Raw genomic sequence first — 17503 nt, forward strand, 5'->3', positions numbered from 1 at the left:
GATCGGCCTTTGTGACAGCCGATCCTTATGCCTTGATGATGTTTGCCGGTTTAACGGGCGCCAGAAACCCGCCTTTGCGTAAACAATTGGTAAATTACTTGGTCCCGTACATGCGGTCGCCAGCGTCGCCGAGGCCCGGCATGATGTAGCCCTTCTCGTTGAGCTGGCGGTCGATCGAAGCGGTGAAGACGGGAACGTCCGGATGCGCCTTGATGAAGCGCTCGATGCCTTCAGGCGCCGCCAGCAGGCAAAGGAAACGGATGTTGGTGGCGCCACGCTCTTTCAGCTTGTCGATCGCCGCGATCGCCGAATTGGCGGTGGCCAGCATCGGATCGACGACGATCACCAGCCGGTCGGCGAGATCGCTCGGCGCCTTGAAGAAATATTCGACCGCTTCCAGCGTTTCGTGATCGCGGTAGAGACCGACATGGGCGACGCGCGCCGCCGGTACCAGGTCGAGCAGGCCTTCCAGCAAGCCGTTGCCGGCGCGCAGCACCGAGGCGAAGACCAGCTTCTTGCCCTCAAGCGTCGGCGCTTCCATGGTTTCCATCGGCGTCTCGATGGTCGTCGTCGTCAGTTCGAGGTTGCGGGTGACCTCGTAGCCGAGCAGCAGCGAGATTTCGCGCAGCAGCCGGCGAAAGCCGGCCGTCGAGGTTTCCTTCTTGCGCATGATGGTCAGCTTGTGCTGGACAAGCGGGTGGTCGACGACGGTGACGCCCTTCATGGTGTTCTCCTGATGCCTGCGCCCGAAAATGCGCGCATGGCCCTTTCGGACGCGCCGCGCTTCAAGCTGCCTGGGCGAACCCTAGCGGCAATGCGCCGGCCAAGGAACCGCTTGGCCCGCACCGACCACAGCTTTGTCGGCGGAAATCAGCGTGCCGCGCTGCTCAACCGGGCAAGAAGTGCCGTCTTTGTCTTTCTGTCGACGAAAGCGGCTTCGATGGCTGTACGGGTAACGGCGGCCAGCGCCTTTTCGTTCATCGAGAAATGCTCGGCGGCAATCTCGTATTCGCGCTTCAGCGAGGTCCAGAAATACGGCGGATCATCGGAATTGAGCGTCACCTTGCAGCCTGCCGCCTGCAGGGACGGAAACGGATGGTCGGCAAAACTGTCGAACACCTTGAGCGCGATGTTGGAACCGGGGCAGCATTCCAGCACGACGCCCTCGTCGGCGATGCGCCGGACCAGGTCCAGGTTCTCGATGGCGCGCACGCCATGGCCGATGCGGGACGGACGGATATGATCGAGCGCCGCCTGGACGGTCTCCCAGCCCGTCAGTTCGCCGGCATGGATGGTGATGCCGAGCCCGGCTTCGCGGGCGATCTCGAAAGCCCTGACATAGTCCTCCATATCGCCGATGCGCTCATCGCCGGCAACGCCGAAACCGGTGACCAGCGGATGCCCGCAGCGCGCCGCGAAGCGCGCCGCCTGCTCGATCGACTCGACGCCGACATGGCGCACGCCGGTAACGATCATGCGGCCCTCGATGCCGGTCTTGGCCTTGGCGCGGGCCATGCCTTCGCCGAGCGCATCGGTATAGGCTTTCGGCGACAGCCCGGCCTTTTTCGCGTGGTCCGGCGAGGTGAACACTTCGGAATAGATGGCGCCATCGCGAGCGAGACTGGTCAGATAGTGGTCGGCCAGCCGCGCATAGTCCTCCTCGGTCCGGAACAGATCGGCGGAAAAATCATAAGCCGCCAGGAAGGAGGTGAAATCGTGCCAGACGAAGGAACCGTTCTGGATATAGGGCGAGGTGTCCTTGCCGTATTTCTGCGCCTGGCGGACGACGAGTTCGGGCGCCGCTGCCCCTTCGATGTGGCAGTGCAGTTCCGCTTTCAAAGGCATTCAATCATCCCGTCGGTCCGTCCAGGTCTCGAAAACCCGCCACCTGGAAGCGCGGCTGAACACCGCGCCTTAAACAATAGCGCCCGCACCATCGATCGGCTATGGTCCCGCCGGTTTTATGACGGATCAAAAAAATGTCAGTTGAGAGAACCACGGCCGCGGGCGGCATGGAAACTTCCTATGGTTTCAAGCGTGTAGGGGCTGGCGACAAGCAGTCCCTGGTCAACGATGTTTTCCACAAGGTCGCCAACCGCTACGACCTGATGAACGATCTGATGTCGGCCGGCCTGCACCGGCTGTGGAAGGACGCCATGGTCACCTGGCTCAATCCTCCCAAAAGGATCGGCTGGCGCGTGCTGGACGTTGCCGGCGGCACCGGCGACATCGCCTTCCGCATCGTCGATGCCAGCCACGGCAATGCCCATGCCACCGTGCTCGACATCAATGGCTCGATGCTGGCTGTCGGCCGCGACCGGGCCGAAAAGAAGGGCCTGTCCGGCAACACCGATTTCGTCGAGGCCAACGCCGAGGAACTGCCCTTCCCTGATGCCACATTCGATGCCTACACCATCGCTTTCGGTATCCGCAACGTACCGCGCATCGAGGTGGCCTTGGGCGAAGCGTTTCGCGTGCTGAAGCCCGGCGGGCGCTTCCTGTGCCTGGAGTTTTCCGAGGTCGAGATGCCGCTTCTCGACAAGGCCTACGAAGCCTGGTCGTTCAACGCCATTCCCAAGATCGGCAAGATGGTCACTGGCGACGGCGAACCCTATTCCTATCTGGTCGAATCGATCGCCAGGTTTCCCAATCAGCAGAATTTCGCGACGATGATTTCCCGCGCCGGCTTCGACCGCGTTTCCTTCCGCAACTATTCCGGCGGTATTGCAGCACTTCATTCGGGCTGGAAGCTTTGAGGCCGGGCCGCATTTCTCACAACCGACGCGTGCTATGCCGGTTCAAAGAGCCGGCAGGATCGGCGCTGCCATGAGCAATGTCAGTGCAGGATTCCGGCTCGTAAGGGCCGGCTGGGTGCTGGTCCGCGAGGGTGTCGTCGCCGCTCTGCCGGGTGAGGAGCTGTCGGGCCTGCCGAAGTTCGGATGGCGGATGGCGCGGCTGCTCACCCGCCGCCGCGCGCTGGCCTATGAGCGCAGCGACCGGCTGGCCAAGGCGGTCGTCCGGCTCGGTCCATCTTATGTAAAGCTCGGCCAGTTCCTGGCGACGCGGCCCGACGTCGTCGGCAACGACATGGCGCTCGATCTCGCCACGTTGCAGGACAAGATGCACACCTTCCCCCGGGCCGAGGCCATCGCGGCGGTCGAGGCTTCGCTCGGGCGCAAGATCGGCGCCCTCTATACGCAATTCGGCGACCCGGTCGCCGCCGCCTCCATCGCCCAGGTCCATGCCGCCGACGCTCTCCATGACGGCATTGCCACCAAGGTGGCGGTCAAGGTGATCCGGCCAGGCGTGCGCCGCCGTTTTTTCCAGGATCTCGAAAGCTATTTCCTCGCCGCTCGCCTGCAGGAGAAATACATCCCCTCGTCACGCCGGCTGCGGCCGGTCGAGGTCACCCAGACGCTGGCACAGACCACCAAGATCGAGATGGATCTTCGCCTCGAGGCGGCGGCTCTCTCGGAGCTCGGCGAAAGCACCAGGGATGACCCCGGCTTTCGCGTGCCGTCCGTCGACTGGGAGCGCACCGGCCGCGACGTCTTGACCATGGAATGGGTCGACGGTGTCAAGATGAACGACATTGCCGGCCTGGAGGCCGCCGGCCATGAACTGAAGGCGATCGCAGCAAACCTCATCCAGTCGTTCCTGCGCCACACGCTGCGCGACGGGTTCTTTCATGCCGACATGCATCCGGGCAATTTGTTCGTCGAGGCAAACGGCACCATCGTTGCCGTCGATCTCGGCATTGCCGGCAGGCTCGGCAAGAAGGAGCGCCGCTTCCTCGCCGAAATTCTCTATGGCTTCATCACGCGCGACTATCTGCGTGTCGCCGAGGTCCATTTCGAGGCCGGCTATGTGCCGCGCCAGCACAATGTTGCAGCCTTCGCGCAGGCGATCCGGGCCATCGGCGAGCCGATCCATGGCCAGCCGGCCGAGACCATCTCGATGGCCAAGCTTCTGACGCTGCTGTTCGAGGTCACCGAACTCTTCGACATGGCGACGCGGCCCGAATTGATCCTGTTGCAGAAGACCATGGTGGTGGTCGAGGGCGTGGCGCGCACGCTCGACCCGGCCTTCAACATGTGGAAGACGGCCGAGCCGGTGGTCGGCGACTGGATATCAGGCAATCTTGGGCCGCGTGGCATGATGATCGATGCGCGTGACGGCGCCAGGGCGCTGCTCACGCTGGCCCGCCAGATTCCCGAGCTTGCGGCGCGCACCGACCGGCTGTCGCGCGAGATCGACCTGATGGCCGAGCACGGCCTGCGCTTCGACGAAACCACCGCCCACGCCATTGGCAAGGCCGAGGCGCGCTACAGCCGCTCCGGCCGCTGGGCACTGTGGGTCATCGCGCTGACGCTCGTCTATATCGCCTGGAAGATCATCTGAGTGCATGCAATGACAGCAATGCTGTCATTGCATGCACGCTGCTTGTCGCCTATATTAAGCGGCATGGAGCAAGACCATGAGCACAATAACAGTCCGCAACCTTGACGACAACGTGAAGCAGGTGCTCCGCGAGCGCGCCGCCGCGCGCGGCGTTTCGATGGAGCAGGAAGTGCGGGATGCCTTGCGTGAGGCGGCAATCCCAAAAACCAGGCTTGAGAATGGGGCGTGGCGACTGAAGGCTTCCCGTGACGAAATCTTGGCGCTCGGGCGGAAGCTGGAACGCCCTTTTGATCTCAAAGCGATTACTGACCATATGTGGGACGAGGGACTTCTGTGACAGTCGCGGTCGATACCTCGGCGTTGATCGCAATCCTTGGCGCGGAGCCGGATGCCGCTGCATTCGTCGACGTTTTCGGTACCTCATCTGTTGCACTGGTAAGCGCAGCGACGCTGCTGGAGGCGCATTGTGTCGCGAGCCGGTCGAGTGATGGCGTTAACGTCAACGAACTCAAACTGCTAATCGATCTTCTCGAGTTGACGGTAGTTCCTTTTGATTTAGCGCAGCTTGAAGTCGCACGGCTTGCCTACTCTCTCTATGGCCGTGGATCTCATCATCGTGCTGATCTCAACATGGGCGACTGTTTCGCTTACGCCTTGGCCAAGACGCGAAACCTGCCGCTGCTTTTCAAGGGTAATGATTTCATCCATACCGATATCGAACCGGCGCTGAAGCCGGCATGACACTGGACAGGAACTGGTCTCAGGCATGAGCCTCTCCGGCAAGCGCATCCTGCTCATCATTGGCGGCGGCATCGCCGCCTACAAGGCGCTCGATCTGATCCGCCGGCTGCGCGAGCGTGGTGCGGCGGTGCGGGTGATCATGACATCGGCGGCACAGGAATTCATCACCACGCTGTCGGCCGGCGCGCTCTCCGCCGACCATGTCTTTACCGAACTGTTCGACCGCCAGGACGAGCACGATGTCGGCCACATCAGGCTGTCGCGCGAGGCCGATCTGCTGGTGGTGGCGCCCGCCACCGCCGACCTGATGGCCAAGCTCGCAAACGGCCACGCCAACGATCTGGCCTCCACGGTGCTCATCGCCACGGACAAGCCGGTGTTGATGGCGCCGGCCATGAACACCAGAATGTGGGCGCATCCGGCCACCCGCCGCAACCGCGCGACGCTGCAGAAGGACGGCGTCACCTTCGTTGGTCCGGCCAAGGGCGAGATGGCCGAAAGCAATGAGGCGGGCGAAGGCCGCATGGCCGAACCGCTGGAGATCGTCGCTGCGATCGAGGCGCTGCTCGATGTCGGCCCGAAGCCGCTGTCGGGGCGCAAGATCATCGTCACCTCCGGCCCGACGCATGAGCCGATCGACCCGGTGCGCTACATCGCCAACCGTTCGTCCGGCAAGCAGGGCCATGCCATAGCGGCAGCACTGGCCAGGCTCGGCGCCGATGTGCACCTCGTCTCCGGCCCTGTCGGCATTGCCGATCCGGCTGGCGTGAAGACCATCCATGTCGAACGGGCGCAAGAGATGCGCTACGCGGTGGAACAGCTCCTGCCCGCGGACGCGGCGGTGTTCGTCGCCGCCGTGGCCGACTGGCGCACCGAGAACTCGGCGGGTGAGAAGATCAAGAAGGTCGCCGGCGAAGGGCCGCCGGTGCTGCGCATGGTCGAGAATCCCGACATTCTCGCCGGCGTCGGCCATCACAGCCAGCGACCCGGCCTGGTTATCGGCTTCGCCGCCGAGACACAGGATCTCCTGCGCAACGCCGAGGCCAAGCTCAAGAAGAAAGGCGCCGATCTCATCGTTGCCAACGACGTGTCGCAGGGAAGCGGCGTCGGTTCTTCGGGCGTGATGGGCGGCGATCGCAACCGGGTGCGGATCGTGTCAAAGGCCGGTGTCGAGGAATGGCCGGAGATGAGCAAGGACGATGTGGCGGCGCGGCTCGCCGCCCTGATCGCCGAAAGGCTTAAAACGATCGTCGTTTGAGCTGAAAGACGTTCTGCTGCAGTGACGCACCGCCCTGCCGCGAGACGGCATTCAGGCGGCGCGCTTTAAGTCCTGCGGCTCTACATCAATTGGTCAAAAGCTCGGCGGTCCGGGCAAGCGCGCCGGCGAAGCCGTTGAGCGGAATGGAGAAGCTCACCGCTTGTCCGGTGTCTGCCGCGAAAGCGTCGATCTTCAGTGTGGTGCCTGATTTCAGCAGTGGCGTGACAGTCGCATCGAACACCACCGGCACCAGACAGCCGACGACCTGGCAGGTGTTGAACGCCAGGCTGCCGTCCAGCTTCTGATCGTCGATGGTCAGGCTGACCCCCTTGGCCAGCGCCAGGCCGAACGGCAACGCAAGCGTGCCCGTGGCATCCTCGCCGGTCTTGCTCGACAGCTCGATCGCCAGCAGCCGCTGATTGCTTTGCTTGTTGAATTGCTGATGCGACAGGCTGCAGGTCTTGGCCGTGCCCGATATCTGGCAATTGACCGTCCAGTCGCCGTGGGTTTCAGACAGTGCCGACGCGCCGCCGGGCAACTGCGGCGCATCCGCGGCAGCGGGTGCCGCGACCGCCTTGTCGCTCTTGGTTTGTGCCGCCACGGCCGCCACGCCGACGGTGCAGGCAACACCCAGCATCGCCACGAAATGCGCGTACTTCCTCATCAAGATCCCTCCCGCCCGGCTCCGCCTCGGGCCAGCTAGAAACCGACCTTGAGAGACGCGCTGATCGCGTTCTGTTTAACCGTTTCGCCGAAGGCGCCATTATATCTGACGGACATGCCGACGCCATTGACGCCATTCAGCTCAAGGCCGGCGCCGACCCGATAGAGCGGCGAATCGACGGCCTCCGTCAAGTGCAATGCGGGGTTGCCAGGCAGATTCTCCGCCGCCGCGAAGCGACCTTCGGGGGTGACAAGCAGATTTGGTCGCTCGACCCGCTGGCCATGGCATCGCCGCGCAAACGTCCTATATCAGTGGGCAGAGTTTTTTGCGCGGGAATGAGCGAATGTCGGCACTTCGGCCATCAACGATCTTCACAGTGGCAATGCTGGCCACGGCAGTGCTGGCGGGCGTTTGCCTGCCGGCTTCCGCACAAGCGCTCAATTCCGCTACCGGCAACAATGCGCTGATCCGGCAGAACGACCTGCAAATCCTGCAAAACAGGATACAGCGGCAGCAATATCAGCAGCAACAGCGGCAGTACCGCGCCCAGGACCGCCAGATCGTTCAGCAACCGCCCCCGGTCGTGCAGCAGCTCAAGCCAAGCTGCCAGACCCAGATAATCGGCACCACCGCCGTGAGCAATTGCCGCTGACAACAAGGCCTTTTTCATTTATTTAGCCGACTTAGGTATTTCGAGTGTCTTTCGGCATATGCGAAAGTTTTGGCGGCACATGCGAAAGTTTTGGTTTTGCAACGACGCCTTGTCGCGCTATGCGGCATTGCATCGACTGGATTGACGAATGGCAGCCACCAAGAAGAAAGCCGTACGCAAGGCAAAAAAGGGCGAAAGAATCCGCCAGGTGGCGGCTGTTCCCTTTCGGCTGATCGCGCGCGGCGACATCGAGGTCATGCTGGTTACGTCGCGCACCACCAGGCGCTTCATCGTACCCAAGGGCTGGCCGATGAAGGGCAAGAGCGGGCGCAAGGCGGCCACCATCGAGGCGCAGGAGGAAGCCGGCGTACTCGGCAAGACGCTGAAGCAGCCGGCAGGCACCTATTCCTACTGGAAGCGGCTGGCCAATCGCTTTGTCCGCGTCGACGTCATCGTCTATCTGCTCGAGGTAACGGAGGAACTGGCCGATTGGCAGGAAGCCAAACGACGCCAGCGGGCCTGGCTGGCACCAGCCGATGCGGCCATGCTCATCGACGAGCCGGATCTTTCAACGTTGGTGAAGACGCTGAAGCTTCCCCAGCCTATGCAGGTGGACAAGGCGTAAAGCCTCACTCGCCGGGGTCATCGCTTTCGGGAAACGGCCGCACCGGCGTGCCGGTATAGGCCCACAGCCACTCGCGCGGCAGCGGCCCCTTGTTTCGCTCGGCCTGCTGCGACTGCTCCCAAGCATGCGCCAGGATGCCGACCGAGCGCGACAGCACGAAAAGCCCTCGCGTCAGCGGCGGCGGAAAACCGAGTTCGCCATAGATGACGGCGGTGGCGCCATCGATGTTGAGCGGTATTTTTTTCCCCTTGCGGCGTTCGACGTCAGCCTCGATCGCAGCGGCGATGTCGGCGAAACGTCCATTGACGGCACCGCGTGCGGCGAATTCGCGGATCAGTTCCAGCAAGCGCGGCGCGCGCGGGTCGACGGGATGGAAGCGATGTCCGAGTCCCGGCACATAGCCCTTCTCCTCGGCGAAGAACCGGTCGAGCCGCGCCGAGACCGCCTCATTCAGCGTCATCCCGGCATCGATCGCCACGGCAATGTCACCATAGAAGGAAAGCGCCTGCTCGCCGGCGCCTCCATGCACGTCGCCGAGAACGTTGATGGCCGAGGCCATGGCGCTGTTGATACCGACGCCGCAGGTTGCAGCCATGCGCGCGATGGCGATCGATGGCGCCTGCGGTCCGTGGTCGACGGCGGCACCGAGCGCAATGCCGAGCAGCGCGGCCTGATCCTCGCTGGGCAGTTCGCCGCGCAGCATCAGCCAGATCATCGCCGGGAAGCTGACGCGGCCGATCAGATCCTGGATCTCGTAGCCGCGCAGCCGGATGACACCAGGCCGCATCTCGATGATGTCGGTCTGCCACCATTCCTCGCCGCGCTCACGGCCTGTCTTCTTCTCCGTGCCGCTCATGCGCTTGCCTTTGTGTTGACGCGCGGTGGCAGGTCGGCGAACACCTCGCCCATATGTTCGCCGAGCGCCGGCGGCGGCTTTGTCGGCAAGGGCGCCTCGCCGTCGACCATGAAGCCGCCGCGCAGAACGGTCAGCGGTTTGTCCATACCAGCCACATCGTCGAAATTCGCGGTCACCTGGCGTTCGAGGACTTGCGGCTCGGCCAGCACTTGCGGGATCGTCAGCACCCTGCCGGCAGGCACGCCGGCGCGATTGAGCATCTCTTCCCAGGCCGCAGCCGGCGCGCCCGCCAGGGCGTGCTCGATCTCGACTTTAAGCGCCGCACGGTTGCGCTTGCGCGTCTCGCGCTCGGCAAAGCGGGCATCCAGGGCCAGTTCCGGCCGGCCGATCAGCCGGCACAGCGTCACGAACTGTTCCTGCTTGTTGGCGGCGATATTGATGAGCCCGTCGCCGGTGCGAAACGCACCGGAGGGTGCCGCCGTCATGTTCTCATTGCCCATCGGCTTGGGGTCGATGCCTGCGGTCAGATAGTTGGAAACCGGCCAGCCAAGCGCGGAAAGTGTGCATTCGAGCATCGAGACGTCGAGAAAGGCACCCTCGCCGCTCGTCTTCTGCCGCACCAGCGCCGAGGCGATGGCGAACGCGCCGACCAGTCCGCCAAGCGTGTCGGCCACGGGATAGCCGACCCGCAGCGGCGCCGTTTCCGGTGTGCCGGTGATACTCATGATCCCCGACAGGCCCTGGATTATCTGGTCATAGGCGGGATTGTCGCGCATCGGCCCGGTCTGGCCGAAACCCGATATCGCGCAATAGACGAGGCCTGGACGCACCGTCTTCAGCGCCTCGTAGCCAAGCCCCAGCCGATCCATCACGCCCGGGCGGAAATTCTCCACCAGGGCATCGGCGCTGGCCACCAGATCGAAAAAGCGCTCGCGATCGGCTTGCTTCTTGAGGTCGAGCACCACCGACCGTTTGCCGGCGTTCTGCGCCAGGAACGATGCGCCCATGCCGGCGCTGTTCAGCTTTGGCGAGCCGCCGAGCTGGCGGGCCAGGTCGCCGCCTTGCGGCGCCTCGACCTTGATCACATCGGCGCCAAGCAGCGCCAGCTGATAGGCGCAGTAGGGACCGGCCAGCACATTGGTCAGGTCAAGGACGCGGATACCGGAAAGCAGTTCTGTCATGGCATCATGGATCGATCAGGCATCGCCGGGCACATGCTCCGGTCCGCGCCGACGCCGATGCTCGATGAAGGCCCAGATATGCGGGCCGGCGAGGCCGATGAAGGCGAGCGTCAGCAGCGTCAGCGACAGCTTGTGGGTGTAGAACACCGACCAGTCGCCATTCGAGATGGTCATCGCCCGGCGGAACTGGGTTTCGGCGAGCGGCCCAAGGATCATGCCGATAATGACAGGCGCGGTCGGGAAATCGAACCGCCGCATCAGGAAACCGGCCGCTCCCAGCAGATAGAGGATGACGAGGTCGATGGGCGACTGCGAAATACCATAGGTGCCGACCGTCGCGAACACCAGGATGCCGGCATAAAGCTGCGGCGCCGGGATTTTCAGCAACCGCACCCACAGCCCGATCAACGGCAGGTTGAGGATGACCAGGATGACGTTGGCGATGAACAGGCTGGCGATCAGCCCCCAGACGAGATCGCCCTGGGTCGTGAGTAGCAGCGGTCCGGGATTGATGCCGTAGCTCTGGAAGGCCGACAGCATGATCGCCGCCGTCGCCGACGTTGGCAGGCCGAGCGTCAGCATCGGCACCAGCACGCCGGCTGCAGACGCATTGTTGGCGGCTTCCGGGCCGGCGACGCCTTCGATGGCGCCGACCGTGCCGAACTCCTCCTTGTGCTTCGACAGCTTCTTTTCGATGGCGTAGGACAGGAATGTCGGGATCTCGGCGCCGCCGGCCGGCATGGCGCCGATCGGGAAGCCGATAGCAGCGCCGCGCAGCCACGGCTTCCACGAACGCCCCCATTCGGCCGCCGTCATGTAGAGCGAGCCCTTCAGCGGCACGATCTCGTCCTTGCCTGCATAGCGGCGCGAGGCCATGTAGAGCGTCTCGCCGACGGCAAACAGGCCGACCGCGGCAATGATGACATCGACGCCATCGAGCAGTTCGTTCGTGCCGAAGGTGAAGCGCGGCTGGCCGGTCTGCAGGTCGACGCCGATCATGCCGATGACGAAGCCGGCGAACAGGCTGGTCAGGCCGCGCACCGACGACGAGCCGAGCACCGCCGAAACGGTGATGAAGGCCAGCACCATCAGCGAGAAATATTCGGCCGGACCGAAGGCCAGCGCGAATTTGACCACCACCGGCGCCAGGAAGGCAACGCCCATCGTGCCGATCGTGCCAGCGACGAACGAGCCGATCGCCGACGTGGCGAGCGCCGCACCGCCACGGCCGGAACGCGCCATCCTGTTGCCTTCCAACGCAGTGACGATGGTGGCGCTTTCGCCGGGCGTGTTGAGCAGGATCGACGTCGTCGAACCGCCGTACATGGCGCCGTAGTAGATGCCGGCGAACAGGATGAAGGATGCCTCCGGCGCCACCTGATAGGTGATCGGCAAAAGCAGCGCGATGGTCAGCGCCGGCCCAAGACCGGGCAGCACGCCGATGGCGGTGCCAAGCGTGGTGCCAAGCAGGCACCACAGAAGGTTGACCGGGGTGAAGGCGACCGAGAAGCCATGTGCGAGATGTCCGAGCGTTTCCATGGCGTCAGCCCCTCAACACGGTGATGAACGCATCGATGACCGTGTTCAGCTGGTTCTCGATGAAACCGGCACCGATGTTGACGCCAAGCGCCCTGGCGAAGCCGAAATAGGCGGCCAGCGCCAGGATCAGGCCGAGCACTGCGTCACGCAGTGTGCGCTTGCTGCCGAAGCCGTAGCAGACCAGAACGAACATAATGACCGAGGCGGCGGTAAAGCCGAGCGGCTGGATCAGCACCAGGTTTGCCACCAGCCCGATAACGACGATGCCCATCGCCTTCCAGTCGGTCGGCGTTTCCTTTTCTTCCTCCGGCTGCCAGCCGCCGCGCAGCGCTGCGAGGATGAGCAGCAGCGAAAGCACGATCATGCCGGTCATGGTGATATAGGGAAAGACGGTCGGCCCGACCTTGGAATAGAGCGGCGACACCGGGATCGCCAAGGTCTGCCAGGCTACGGCCCCGGCGCAGGCGAGAAGCCCGACGCCGATCAACAATTCGGGCATGGCAAGGCGCGGCGCCGCCGCCTGAGGGTCGCTGGTGCTCATCGGTGTCCTCCCAAGGTGGCCGGCATCCTCCAGCCGACCGCATCCGCAGTTTCGCCGCATCATATGTCCATGCGGCAGGCGAGATGGGAAGGGGGCGGCACTCTAACCGCCCCCTGAAGACATCAGGCGAGGCCGAGATCCTTGAGGATCGCGGTGATGCGGGCCGTGTCCTCGGTGAGGAATTTTGCGTAGTCGTCGCCAGTCAAAAGGATGGGCGTCCAGTTGCGGTTTTTGCACTCGGTTGCCCATGCATCGCTCTTGGCCATGGTCTCGATCATTGTGACCATCGCCGCCTTGTCGGCGTCGGAAATGCCCGGCGGTGCGAAGACGCCGCGCCAGTTGAACAGCTCGACATCGATGCCGGCCTCCTTCAGCGTCGGCGCATCGATGCCGTCCTGGCGCTTGTCTGCCGAGATGGCGAGCAGCCGCAGCGCGCCCGCCTTGACCTGCTCGGAGAACTCGCCAAAGCCGGAGATGCCGGCCGCGACCTGGTTGCCGAGCAGCGCCGACAATGCCTCACCGCCGCCGGCGAACGGCACGTAGGACAGGTTTGTCGCCGGCACGCCGACCGTCTTGGCAATCAAGCCGAACAGGATGTGATCCGAACCGCCGGCGGAGCCGCCGGCGACGGGAACTTTTGTCGGATCGGCCTTGAGCGCGGCGACGAAATCAGCGGCCGTCTTGAACGGCGACTCCGCCGGCACGACCAAGGCCTCGAACTCGCCGGTGAGGCGGGCGATCGGGGTGACTTGCGTCAGATTGTTCGCGGCCTTGTTGGCAATGATGGCGCCAACCATGACCATGCCGGCAACCATCAGGGAATTGCCTTTGCCGGTCCACTGGCTGATGAATTGCGGCAGCCCGACAGTGCCGCCGGCGCCGCCGACATTGGTGATCTGCGAACCCGAGATGAGCTTTTCACTGCGCAGCACCTGGTCGATCGTGCGCGCCGTCTGGTCCCAGCCACCACCGGGTGCGGCAGGCACGAAGAGCTGTATCTGGGGCGCGCCTTCGGCGAAAGCGGGAGAAAGATGCGACGTCATCAGCCCGGCACCCACGGCTGCGGTGCTCATCAAAAATCTGCGTCTGTTCAGCATGGGGATTCCTCCAAATCACGACACCTCCTCCGGTGCCCGCCAAAACGCGCCTGCATCCAGACCCGTCATCGATTTCAAGCAGATGTTACGGAGTTCTGTCAACGGAAACGATATTCTACTGGACAGAACGATTTGGCGGCGCGACAGAGTCGCGTGCTCGGCTTTCTTCAAACTGGAACCGCCATGGACTCGCCAAGCAAATCGGCAAATGGGGAAATAGATCGCACCTCGGCGGACGGTGTTGCCGCGCTTGATCGGGCCATTGCCATCCTCGATGCCTTCACCACGGATGACCGGTCGCTCAGCCTGGCCGAAATCGCGGCGCGCACCGGCCTCTACAAGAGCACCATCCTGCGGCTTGCGAATTCCCTTTTGCGCGGACGATTGCTCGAGCGCCTCGACAATGGGCGCTACCGCGTCGGACCCGCGACCTTTCGGCTCGGTGCGCTCTACCAGCGTTCGGTCGTGGCGGTCGATATCCTGCTGCCGATCATGCGCGATCTTTCCGAGCGAAGCTGGGAGAGCGTTGCCTTCTATGTTCGCTCGGGCGATGTCCGCACCTGTCTCTACCGCGTCGAATCCAAGCACCCGATCCGCTACACGATACGCGAAGGCGACGTATTGCCTTTGCTGCTCGGCTCGGGCGGCCGCGTGCTCGCAGCGTTTTCGGGCCAGCAGGGCGAACCCTACGAGACCATCCGCAAGACCTGCAACTGCCTCGCCGTGGGCGACCGGGACCCCGAGACGGGGGGCGTGTCGGCGCCGGTGTTCGGCCCGGGAGGCGTCCTGCTCGGCGCCTTGACTCTGGCTGGGCCCAGCACGCGCGTCGACGCGGCATTTCTGCAGCGCATGAAGCGTCCGCTGCTCGAGGCGGCGGCCCGCGCCACCCGCGCCTTCGGCGAGGACGCCTCCATGCTGGAGCGGGCAAGCCTGGCAGCGGACGCCATGCCGTAGAATGCGTCCTGGTTGGAAGGCTCGCTCAGGGTCAATTTGACCAGAACCACACGGCGGTTCTTGGCGGGGCCCGCCTGTCATTATTGCTGGCGACAGGCGCCATCATGCCGGCGCCGGCAGCGGGCAGCCTCGCCGCTCAGGTCACCGCGCCAGCAGGACGGTCGGAGTGTCATGATAGGTGGTCTTCACCACTTCCCGGTAACCGCACTTGGCAGCCACCCTCAGCGAAGCGCCGTTTTCCGGATCGATGATGCAGACGGTCTTCTCGCGCCCGAAAATCGCTTCGCCCCACGCCAGGACGCGGGCAACCACCTCGGTGGCGAAGCCCGCCCCGTGCACGGCCGGAACCAGCGCCCACCCGGCCTCGGGAATGCCTTCGATCGATGGTTCCATGTCGCGCTTCAGATCGTGAAACCCGGCCTCGCCGATGAAGCGCCCGGTCGCCTTCTCCTCGATCGCCCAGAAGCCATAGCCGAGCAGCGACCACAGGCCGGCGTGACGCAGGAAGCGCATCCAGCTCTCTTCGCGCGTGCGCGGCTTGCCCCCGATGAAACGGGTGACCACTGGATCGGTCCACATCGCGGCATAGGCGTCGAAATCGTCCAGCCGGTGTGCCCGCAGGATGGTTCGCTTCGTTTCGATGACAGGAGCGCTGGTCGCTTGTGGATTGTTCATGGGATCTGCCTCGCACGGATCGCCAGCGATTAGCAAATCGCCGATGCGGCGCAAGGGGCCAGGGCAACACGGCCCATCATCCAGGCGCCGCTATGGGAATTTTGCGAGACGGTGTTATTTTTCACCGCAGGCCGATTTCAACACCTGCCGGCGCGACTTTCAAGCGCGCATTGGCGCCGTCAAACCCAGGGAAAGAGCATGGACACCGCCGATCTTGCGCTTGCGATCTTCCATCATCTGCTGGTGTTTTCGCTGGCGGGAATCATCGGCGCCGAATTCGTCCTGATCCGCGGCGATCTGGGTGCTGCGACGCTCAAGAGGCTCGCCGGCATCGACCGCCATTACGGCGTCATCGCCGCGCTGATCATCGTCGTCGGCATCGGCCGCGTCTTCTATGGCCTCAAGGGCTGGGAATTCTACGTCTACAACTGGGTGTTCTGGGCCAAGATAGCGGCGTTCGGCGCTGTCGGCCTGCTGTCGATCATCCCAACCGTCCGCTTCATATCCTGGAACAGGCAGGCGAGCGGCAATGCCTCGTTCCAGGTGCCGGCGGCCGAGCTTGCGTCCGTGAAGACCTACATCCGAGCCGAAGCTTTCATCTTCCTGCTCATCCCGGTCTTCGCGGCGGCGATGGCGCGCGGCTACGGCTACTAGGATAGGGCTGATCAGCAGTTTGCCGTTTGCCTCCGGTTGCAATCTGCTAGCTTGCGCTAGTTGTTGCTTCATCCGCAGGCGGTGCTGAGAGGGACCCCGCGCAGCGGTTGGAGATTGATACACTGGGAGGAGATCACGATGAGAAGATTTGTCGCCACTCTGGCTGCTGCCGCGGCCGTCACGCTTTATGGGTTCACTGCCGGCGCGCAGACCTATCCCGAACGCACCATCACCGTTGTGGTGCCGTTTGCGGCCGGCGGCCCGACCGACACGGTCACGCGCCTCGTCGCCGAAGCGATGTCGAAGGATCTCGGCCAGCAGGTCATCGTCGAAAATGTCGGCGGTGCCGGCGGCACGCTGGGTGCCGGCCGCGTCGCCAACGCCGAGCCTGACGGCTATACGCTGCTGCTCCATCATATCGGCATGGCGACAAGTGCGACACTGTACAGAAAGCTCGCCTACGACACGCTGAACGCCTTCGAATATGTCGGCCTCGTCACCGAGGTGCCGATGACCATCGTCGGCCGCAAGGACCTGGAGCCGACCGACCTCAAGGGGTTGGTGGAGTACGCCAAGGCCAACAAGGATTCCATAACCGTCGCCAATGCAGGCATCGGTGCGGCCTCGCATCTATGCGGCATGCTGTTCATGAGCGCCATCAAGACGCCGCTGGTCACCGTACCCTACAAGGGCACCGGCCCGGCCATGACCGATCTCCTCGGCGGCCAGGTCGACATCATGTGCGACCAGACGACCAACACCACCAAGCAGATTCAGGGCGGCACCATCAAGGCCTATGCCGTCACCTCGCCGGAGCGCCTTGATGTGCTGAAAGACGTGCCCACGACGGTGGAAGGCGGCCTTCCCGAAGTGCAGGTCGGCATCTGGCACGGTCTCTATGCACCCAAGGGCACGCCGGCCGGGATCACCGAACGCCTGTCGAAATCGCTGCAGGTCGCGCTGAAGGACCAGAACGTCGTCGCCCGCTTCGCCGAACTCGGCACCAAGCCGTCGCCCGAGGCCGATGCGACGCCCGCCGCACTGAAGGCCAAGCTGGAAAGCGAGATCGCGCGCTGGAAGCCGATCATCGAAGCCGCCGGCCAGTACGCCGACTGAGGTTTGAATAGGGGCGCCACCAGCGCCCCTATTCGCTTGGCATCCGCTACCCACTGCGGGCTTGGGAGAACCATCATGAAACCTTTCGCGATCGACAGGGCCAACGGCCTGTGCGCCGCCCTGTTCATCGGTTTCGGCGCATGGTTCGCGCTGCAATCGCTCGGCCTCGAAATCGGCACCGCGTTGCGCATGGGTCCAGGCTATTTTCCGCTGGTCCTGGCGATCGTGCTGATCCTGCTTGGCGCCGTCATTCTCGTCCAGGCCGTACGCGTCGAGGGCGAAGCGATCGGGCATATCGCGTGGCGCGGCATGCTGCTCATCCTGCCTGCTCCGATCTTCTTCGGCCTGACGGTGCGCGGCCTCGGCTTCATCCCGTCGATCTTCCTGACGGCGTTGATCGCGTCGTTTGCCAGCCGCCGCATGAAGCCGTTGACCGCGCTCGTGCTGTCGGCCGGCCTGACATTGTTTGCGTACCTCGTCTTCAGCTACGCGCTCGGCCTGCCGTTCCGCCGCTTCGGCCCGTGGCTGGCCCCATGGTTGGTGTCGTGA

21 protein-coding genes are annotated in these 17503 nt (G+C 63.9%); 10 read left to right on the top strand and 11 right to left on the bottom strand.

The window, feature by feature from the left end; all coding sequences use genetic code 11:
- Positions 1–94: 94 nt before the first annotated feature.
- Both upp and NKI69_RS18630 read right to left on the bottom strand, forming a co-directional pair.
- Positions 95–724: a uracil phosphoribosyltransferase gene (gene upp, locus NKI69_RS18625; RefSeq protein WP_023812571.1), complete on the bottom strand. Its 630-nt coding sequence runs from the start codon at positions 722–724 to the stop codon at positions 95–97.
- A 146-nt stretch (positions 725–870) separates the two neighbouring features.
- Positions 871–1845: an adenosine deaminase gene (locus tag NKI69_RS18630; protein ID WP_352722323.1), complete on the bottom strand. Its 975-nt coding sequence runs from the start codon at positions 1843–1845 to the stop codon at positions 871–873.
- 134 nt (positions 1846–1979) lie between these two features.
- On the opposite strand from NKI69_RS18630, the gene ubiE reads away from it, so the two are divergent.
- From ubiE to coaBC, 5 genes are all read left to right on the top strand, one after another.
- Positions 1980–2756: a bifunctional demethylmenaquinone methyltransferase/2-methoxy-6-polyprenyl-1,4-benzoquinol methylase UbiE gene (ubiE, locus tag NKI69_RS18635; RefSeq protein ID WP_127328341.1), complete on the top strand. Its 777-nt coding sequence runs from the start codon at positions 1980–1982 to the stop codon at positions 2754–2756.
- A gap of 70 nt (positions 2757–2826) precedes the next feature.
- Entirely contained in the window at positions 2827–4401 is a 1575-nt protein-coding gene (gene ubiB, locus NKI69_RS18640; protein ID WP_352722324.1) for a 2-polyprenylphenol 6-hydroxylase, read from the top strand.
- Positions 4402–4477: 76 nt separating this feature from the next.
- The gene (locus NKI69_RS18645; protein ID WP_023812567.1) at positions 4478–4738 is read left to right on the top strand and encodes a FitA-like ribbon-helix-helix domain-containing protein; all 261 of its coding nucleotides are present in this window, start codon (positions 4478–4480) and stop codon (positions 4736–4738) included.
- Complete coding sequence (locus NKI69_RS18650; RefSeq protein ID WP_127290735.1) at positions 4735–5142, top strand: type II toxin-antitoxin system VapC family toxin; 408 nt, start codon at positions 4735–4737, stop codon at positions 5140–5142. Before NKI69_RS18645 ends, NKI69_RS18650 begins: the two co-directional genes overlap by 4 nt.
- A gap of 25 nt (positions 5143–5167) precedes the next feature.
- The gene (gene coaBC, locus NKI69_RS18655; protein WP_352722325.1) at positions 5168–6400 is read left to right on the top strand and encodes a bifunctional phosphopantothenoylcysteine decarboxylase/phosphopantothenate--cysteine ligase CoaBC; all 1233 of its coding nucleotides are present in this window, start codon (positions 5168–5170) and stop codon (positions 6398–6400) included.
- Positions 6401–6485: 85 nt separating this feature from the next.
- Here coaBC and NKI69_RS18660 read toward each other — a convergent pair whose 3' ends face one another.
- The 3 genes from NKI69_RS18660 to NKI69_RS18670 all read right to left on the bottom strand — a co-directional run bounded on the left by NKI69_RS18660 (position 6486) and on the right by NKI69_RS18670 (position 7734).
- Positions 6486–7064: an invasion associated locus B family protein gene (locus NKI69_RS18660; RefSeq protein ID WP_023812564.1), complete on the bottom strand. Its 579-nt coding sequence runs from the start codon at positions 7062–7064 to the stop codon at positions 6486–6488.
- A gap of 35 nt (positions 7065–7099) precedes the next feature.
- Positions 7100–7261: a hypothetical protein gene (locus NKI69_RS18665; protein WP_210164048.1), complete on the bottom strand. Its 162-nt coding sequence runs from the start codon at positions 7259–7261 to the stop codon at positions 7100–7102.
- A gap of 164 nt (positions 7262–7425) precedes the next feature.
- Positions 7426–7734 carry a hypothetical protein gene (locus tag NKI69_RS18670; protein ID WP_164892879.1) on the bottom strand — a complete coding sequence of 103 codons (309 nt, stop codon included), beginning with the start codon at positions 7732–7734 and terminating at the stop codon, positions 7426–7428.
- 130 nt (positions 7735–7864) lie between these two features.
- Between NKI69_RS18670 and NKI69_RS18675 the strand changes: the two genes are divergently transcribed.
- Positions 7865–8341 carry an NUDIX hydrolase gene (locus NKI69_RS18675; protein ID WP_023812561.1) on the top strand — a complete coding sequence of 159 codons (477 nt, stop codon included), beginning with the start codon at positions 7865–7867 and terminating at the stop codon, positions 8339–8341.
- Between the two features lie 4 nt (positions 8342–8345).
- Here the strand turns inward: NKI69_RS18675 and NKI69_RS18680 are convergent, their stop codons facing one another.
- The 5 genes from NKI69_RS18680 to NKI69_RS18700 form a co-directional block, all read right to left on the bottom strand.
- Entirely contained in the window at positions 8346–9197 is an 852-nt protein-coding gene (locus tag NKI69_RS18680) for a citryl-CoA lyase (RefSeq protein WP_023812560.1), read from the bottom strand.
- A complete protein-coding gene (locus tag NKI69_RS18685; RefSeq protein WP_023812559.1) occupies positions 9194–10378 on the bottom strand; it encodes a CaiB/BaiF CoA transferase family protein in 1185 nt (394 codons plus the stop codon). Before NKI69_RS18685 ends, NKI69_RS18680 begins: the two co-directional genes overlap by 4 nt.
- 15 nt (positions 10379–10393) lie before the next feature.
- On the bottom strand, positions 10394–11917 hold the full coding sequence (locus tag NKI69_RS18690) for a tripartite tricarboxylate transporter permease (RefSeq protein WP_023812558.1): 1524 nt from the start codon (positions 11915–11917) through the stop codon (positions 10394–10396).
- Between the two features lie 4 nt (positions 11918–11921).
- A complete protein-coding gene (locus NKI69_RS18695; RefSeq protein WP_023812557.1) occupies positions 11922–12458 on the bottom strand; it encodes a tripartite tricarboxylate transporter TctB family protein in 537 nt (178 codons plus the stop codon).
- A 122-nt stretch (positions 12459–12580) separates the two neighbouring features.
- Positions 12581–13555 (bottom strand): Bug family tripartite tricarboxylate transporter substrate binding protein, encoded by a 975-nt coding sequence (locus NKI69_RS18700; protein WP_023812556.1) that lies wholly within the window; start codon positions 13553–13555, stop codon positions 12581–12583.
- Positions 13556–13738: 183 nt separating this feature from the next.
- Here NKI69_RS18700 and NKI69_RS18705 point away from each other — a divergent pair, with 183 nt between their 5' ends.
- Positions 13739–14509 carry an IclR family transcriptional regulator gene (locus tag NKI69_RS18705; RefSeq protein ID WP_023812555.1) on the top strand — a complete coding sequence of 257 codons (771 nt, stop codon included), beginning with the start codon at positions 13739–13741 and terminating at the stop codon, positions 14507–14509.
- A gap of 141 nt (positions 14510–14650) precedes the next feature.
- Here NKI69_RS18705 and NKI69_RS18710 read toward each other — a convergent pair whose 3' ends face one another.
- Positions 14651–15184, bottom strand: coding sequence for a GNAT family N-acetyltransferase (locus NKI69_RS18710; protein WP_023812554.1), 534 nt, complete (start codon positions 15182–15184; stop codon positions 14651–14653).
- Between the two features lie 198 nt (positions 15185–15382).
- On the opposite strand from NKI69_RS18710, the gene NKI69_RS18715 reads away from it, so the two are divergent.
- The 3 genes from NKI69_RS18715 to NKI69_RS18725 all read left to right on the top strand — a co-directional run bounded on the left by NKI69_RS18715 (position 15383) and on the right by NKI69_RS18725 (position 17503).
- Positions 15383–15838 carry a DUF2214 family protein gene (locus tag NKI69_RS18715; RefSeq protein ID WP_023812553.1) on the top strand — a complete coding sequence of 152 codons (456 nt, stop codon included), beginning with the start codon at positions 15383–15385 and terminating at the stop codon, positions 15836–15838.
- Positions 15839–15976: 138 nt separating this feature from the next.
- Positions 15977–16954, top strand: a complete 978-nt coding sequence (locus NKI69_RS18720) for a tripartite tricarboxylate transporter substrate-binding protein (RefSeq protein WP_023812552.1) — start codon at positions 15977–15979, stop codon at positions 16952–16954.
- 75 nt (positions 16955–17029) lie between these two features.
- Positions 17030–17503 carry a tripartite tricarboxylate transporter TctB family protein gene (locus tag NKI69_RS18725; protein WP_023812551.1) on the top strand — a complete coding sequence of 158 codons (474 nt, stop codon included), beginning with the start codon at positions 17030–17032 and terminating at the stop codon, positions 17501–17503.

The sequence above is a fragment of the Mesorhizobium sp. M0491 genome (genome assembly GCF_040321265.1).
GTDB lineage: Bacteria > Pseudomonadota > Alphaproteobacteria > Rhizobiales > Rhizobiaceae > Mesorhizobium.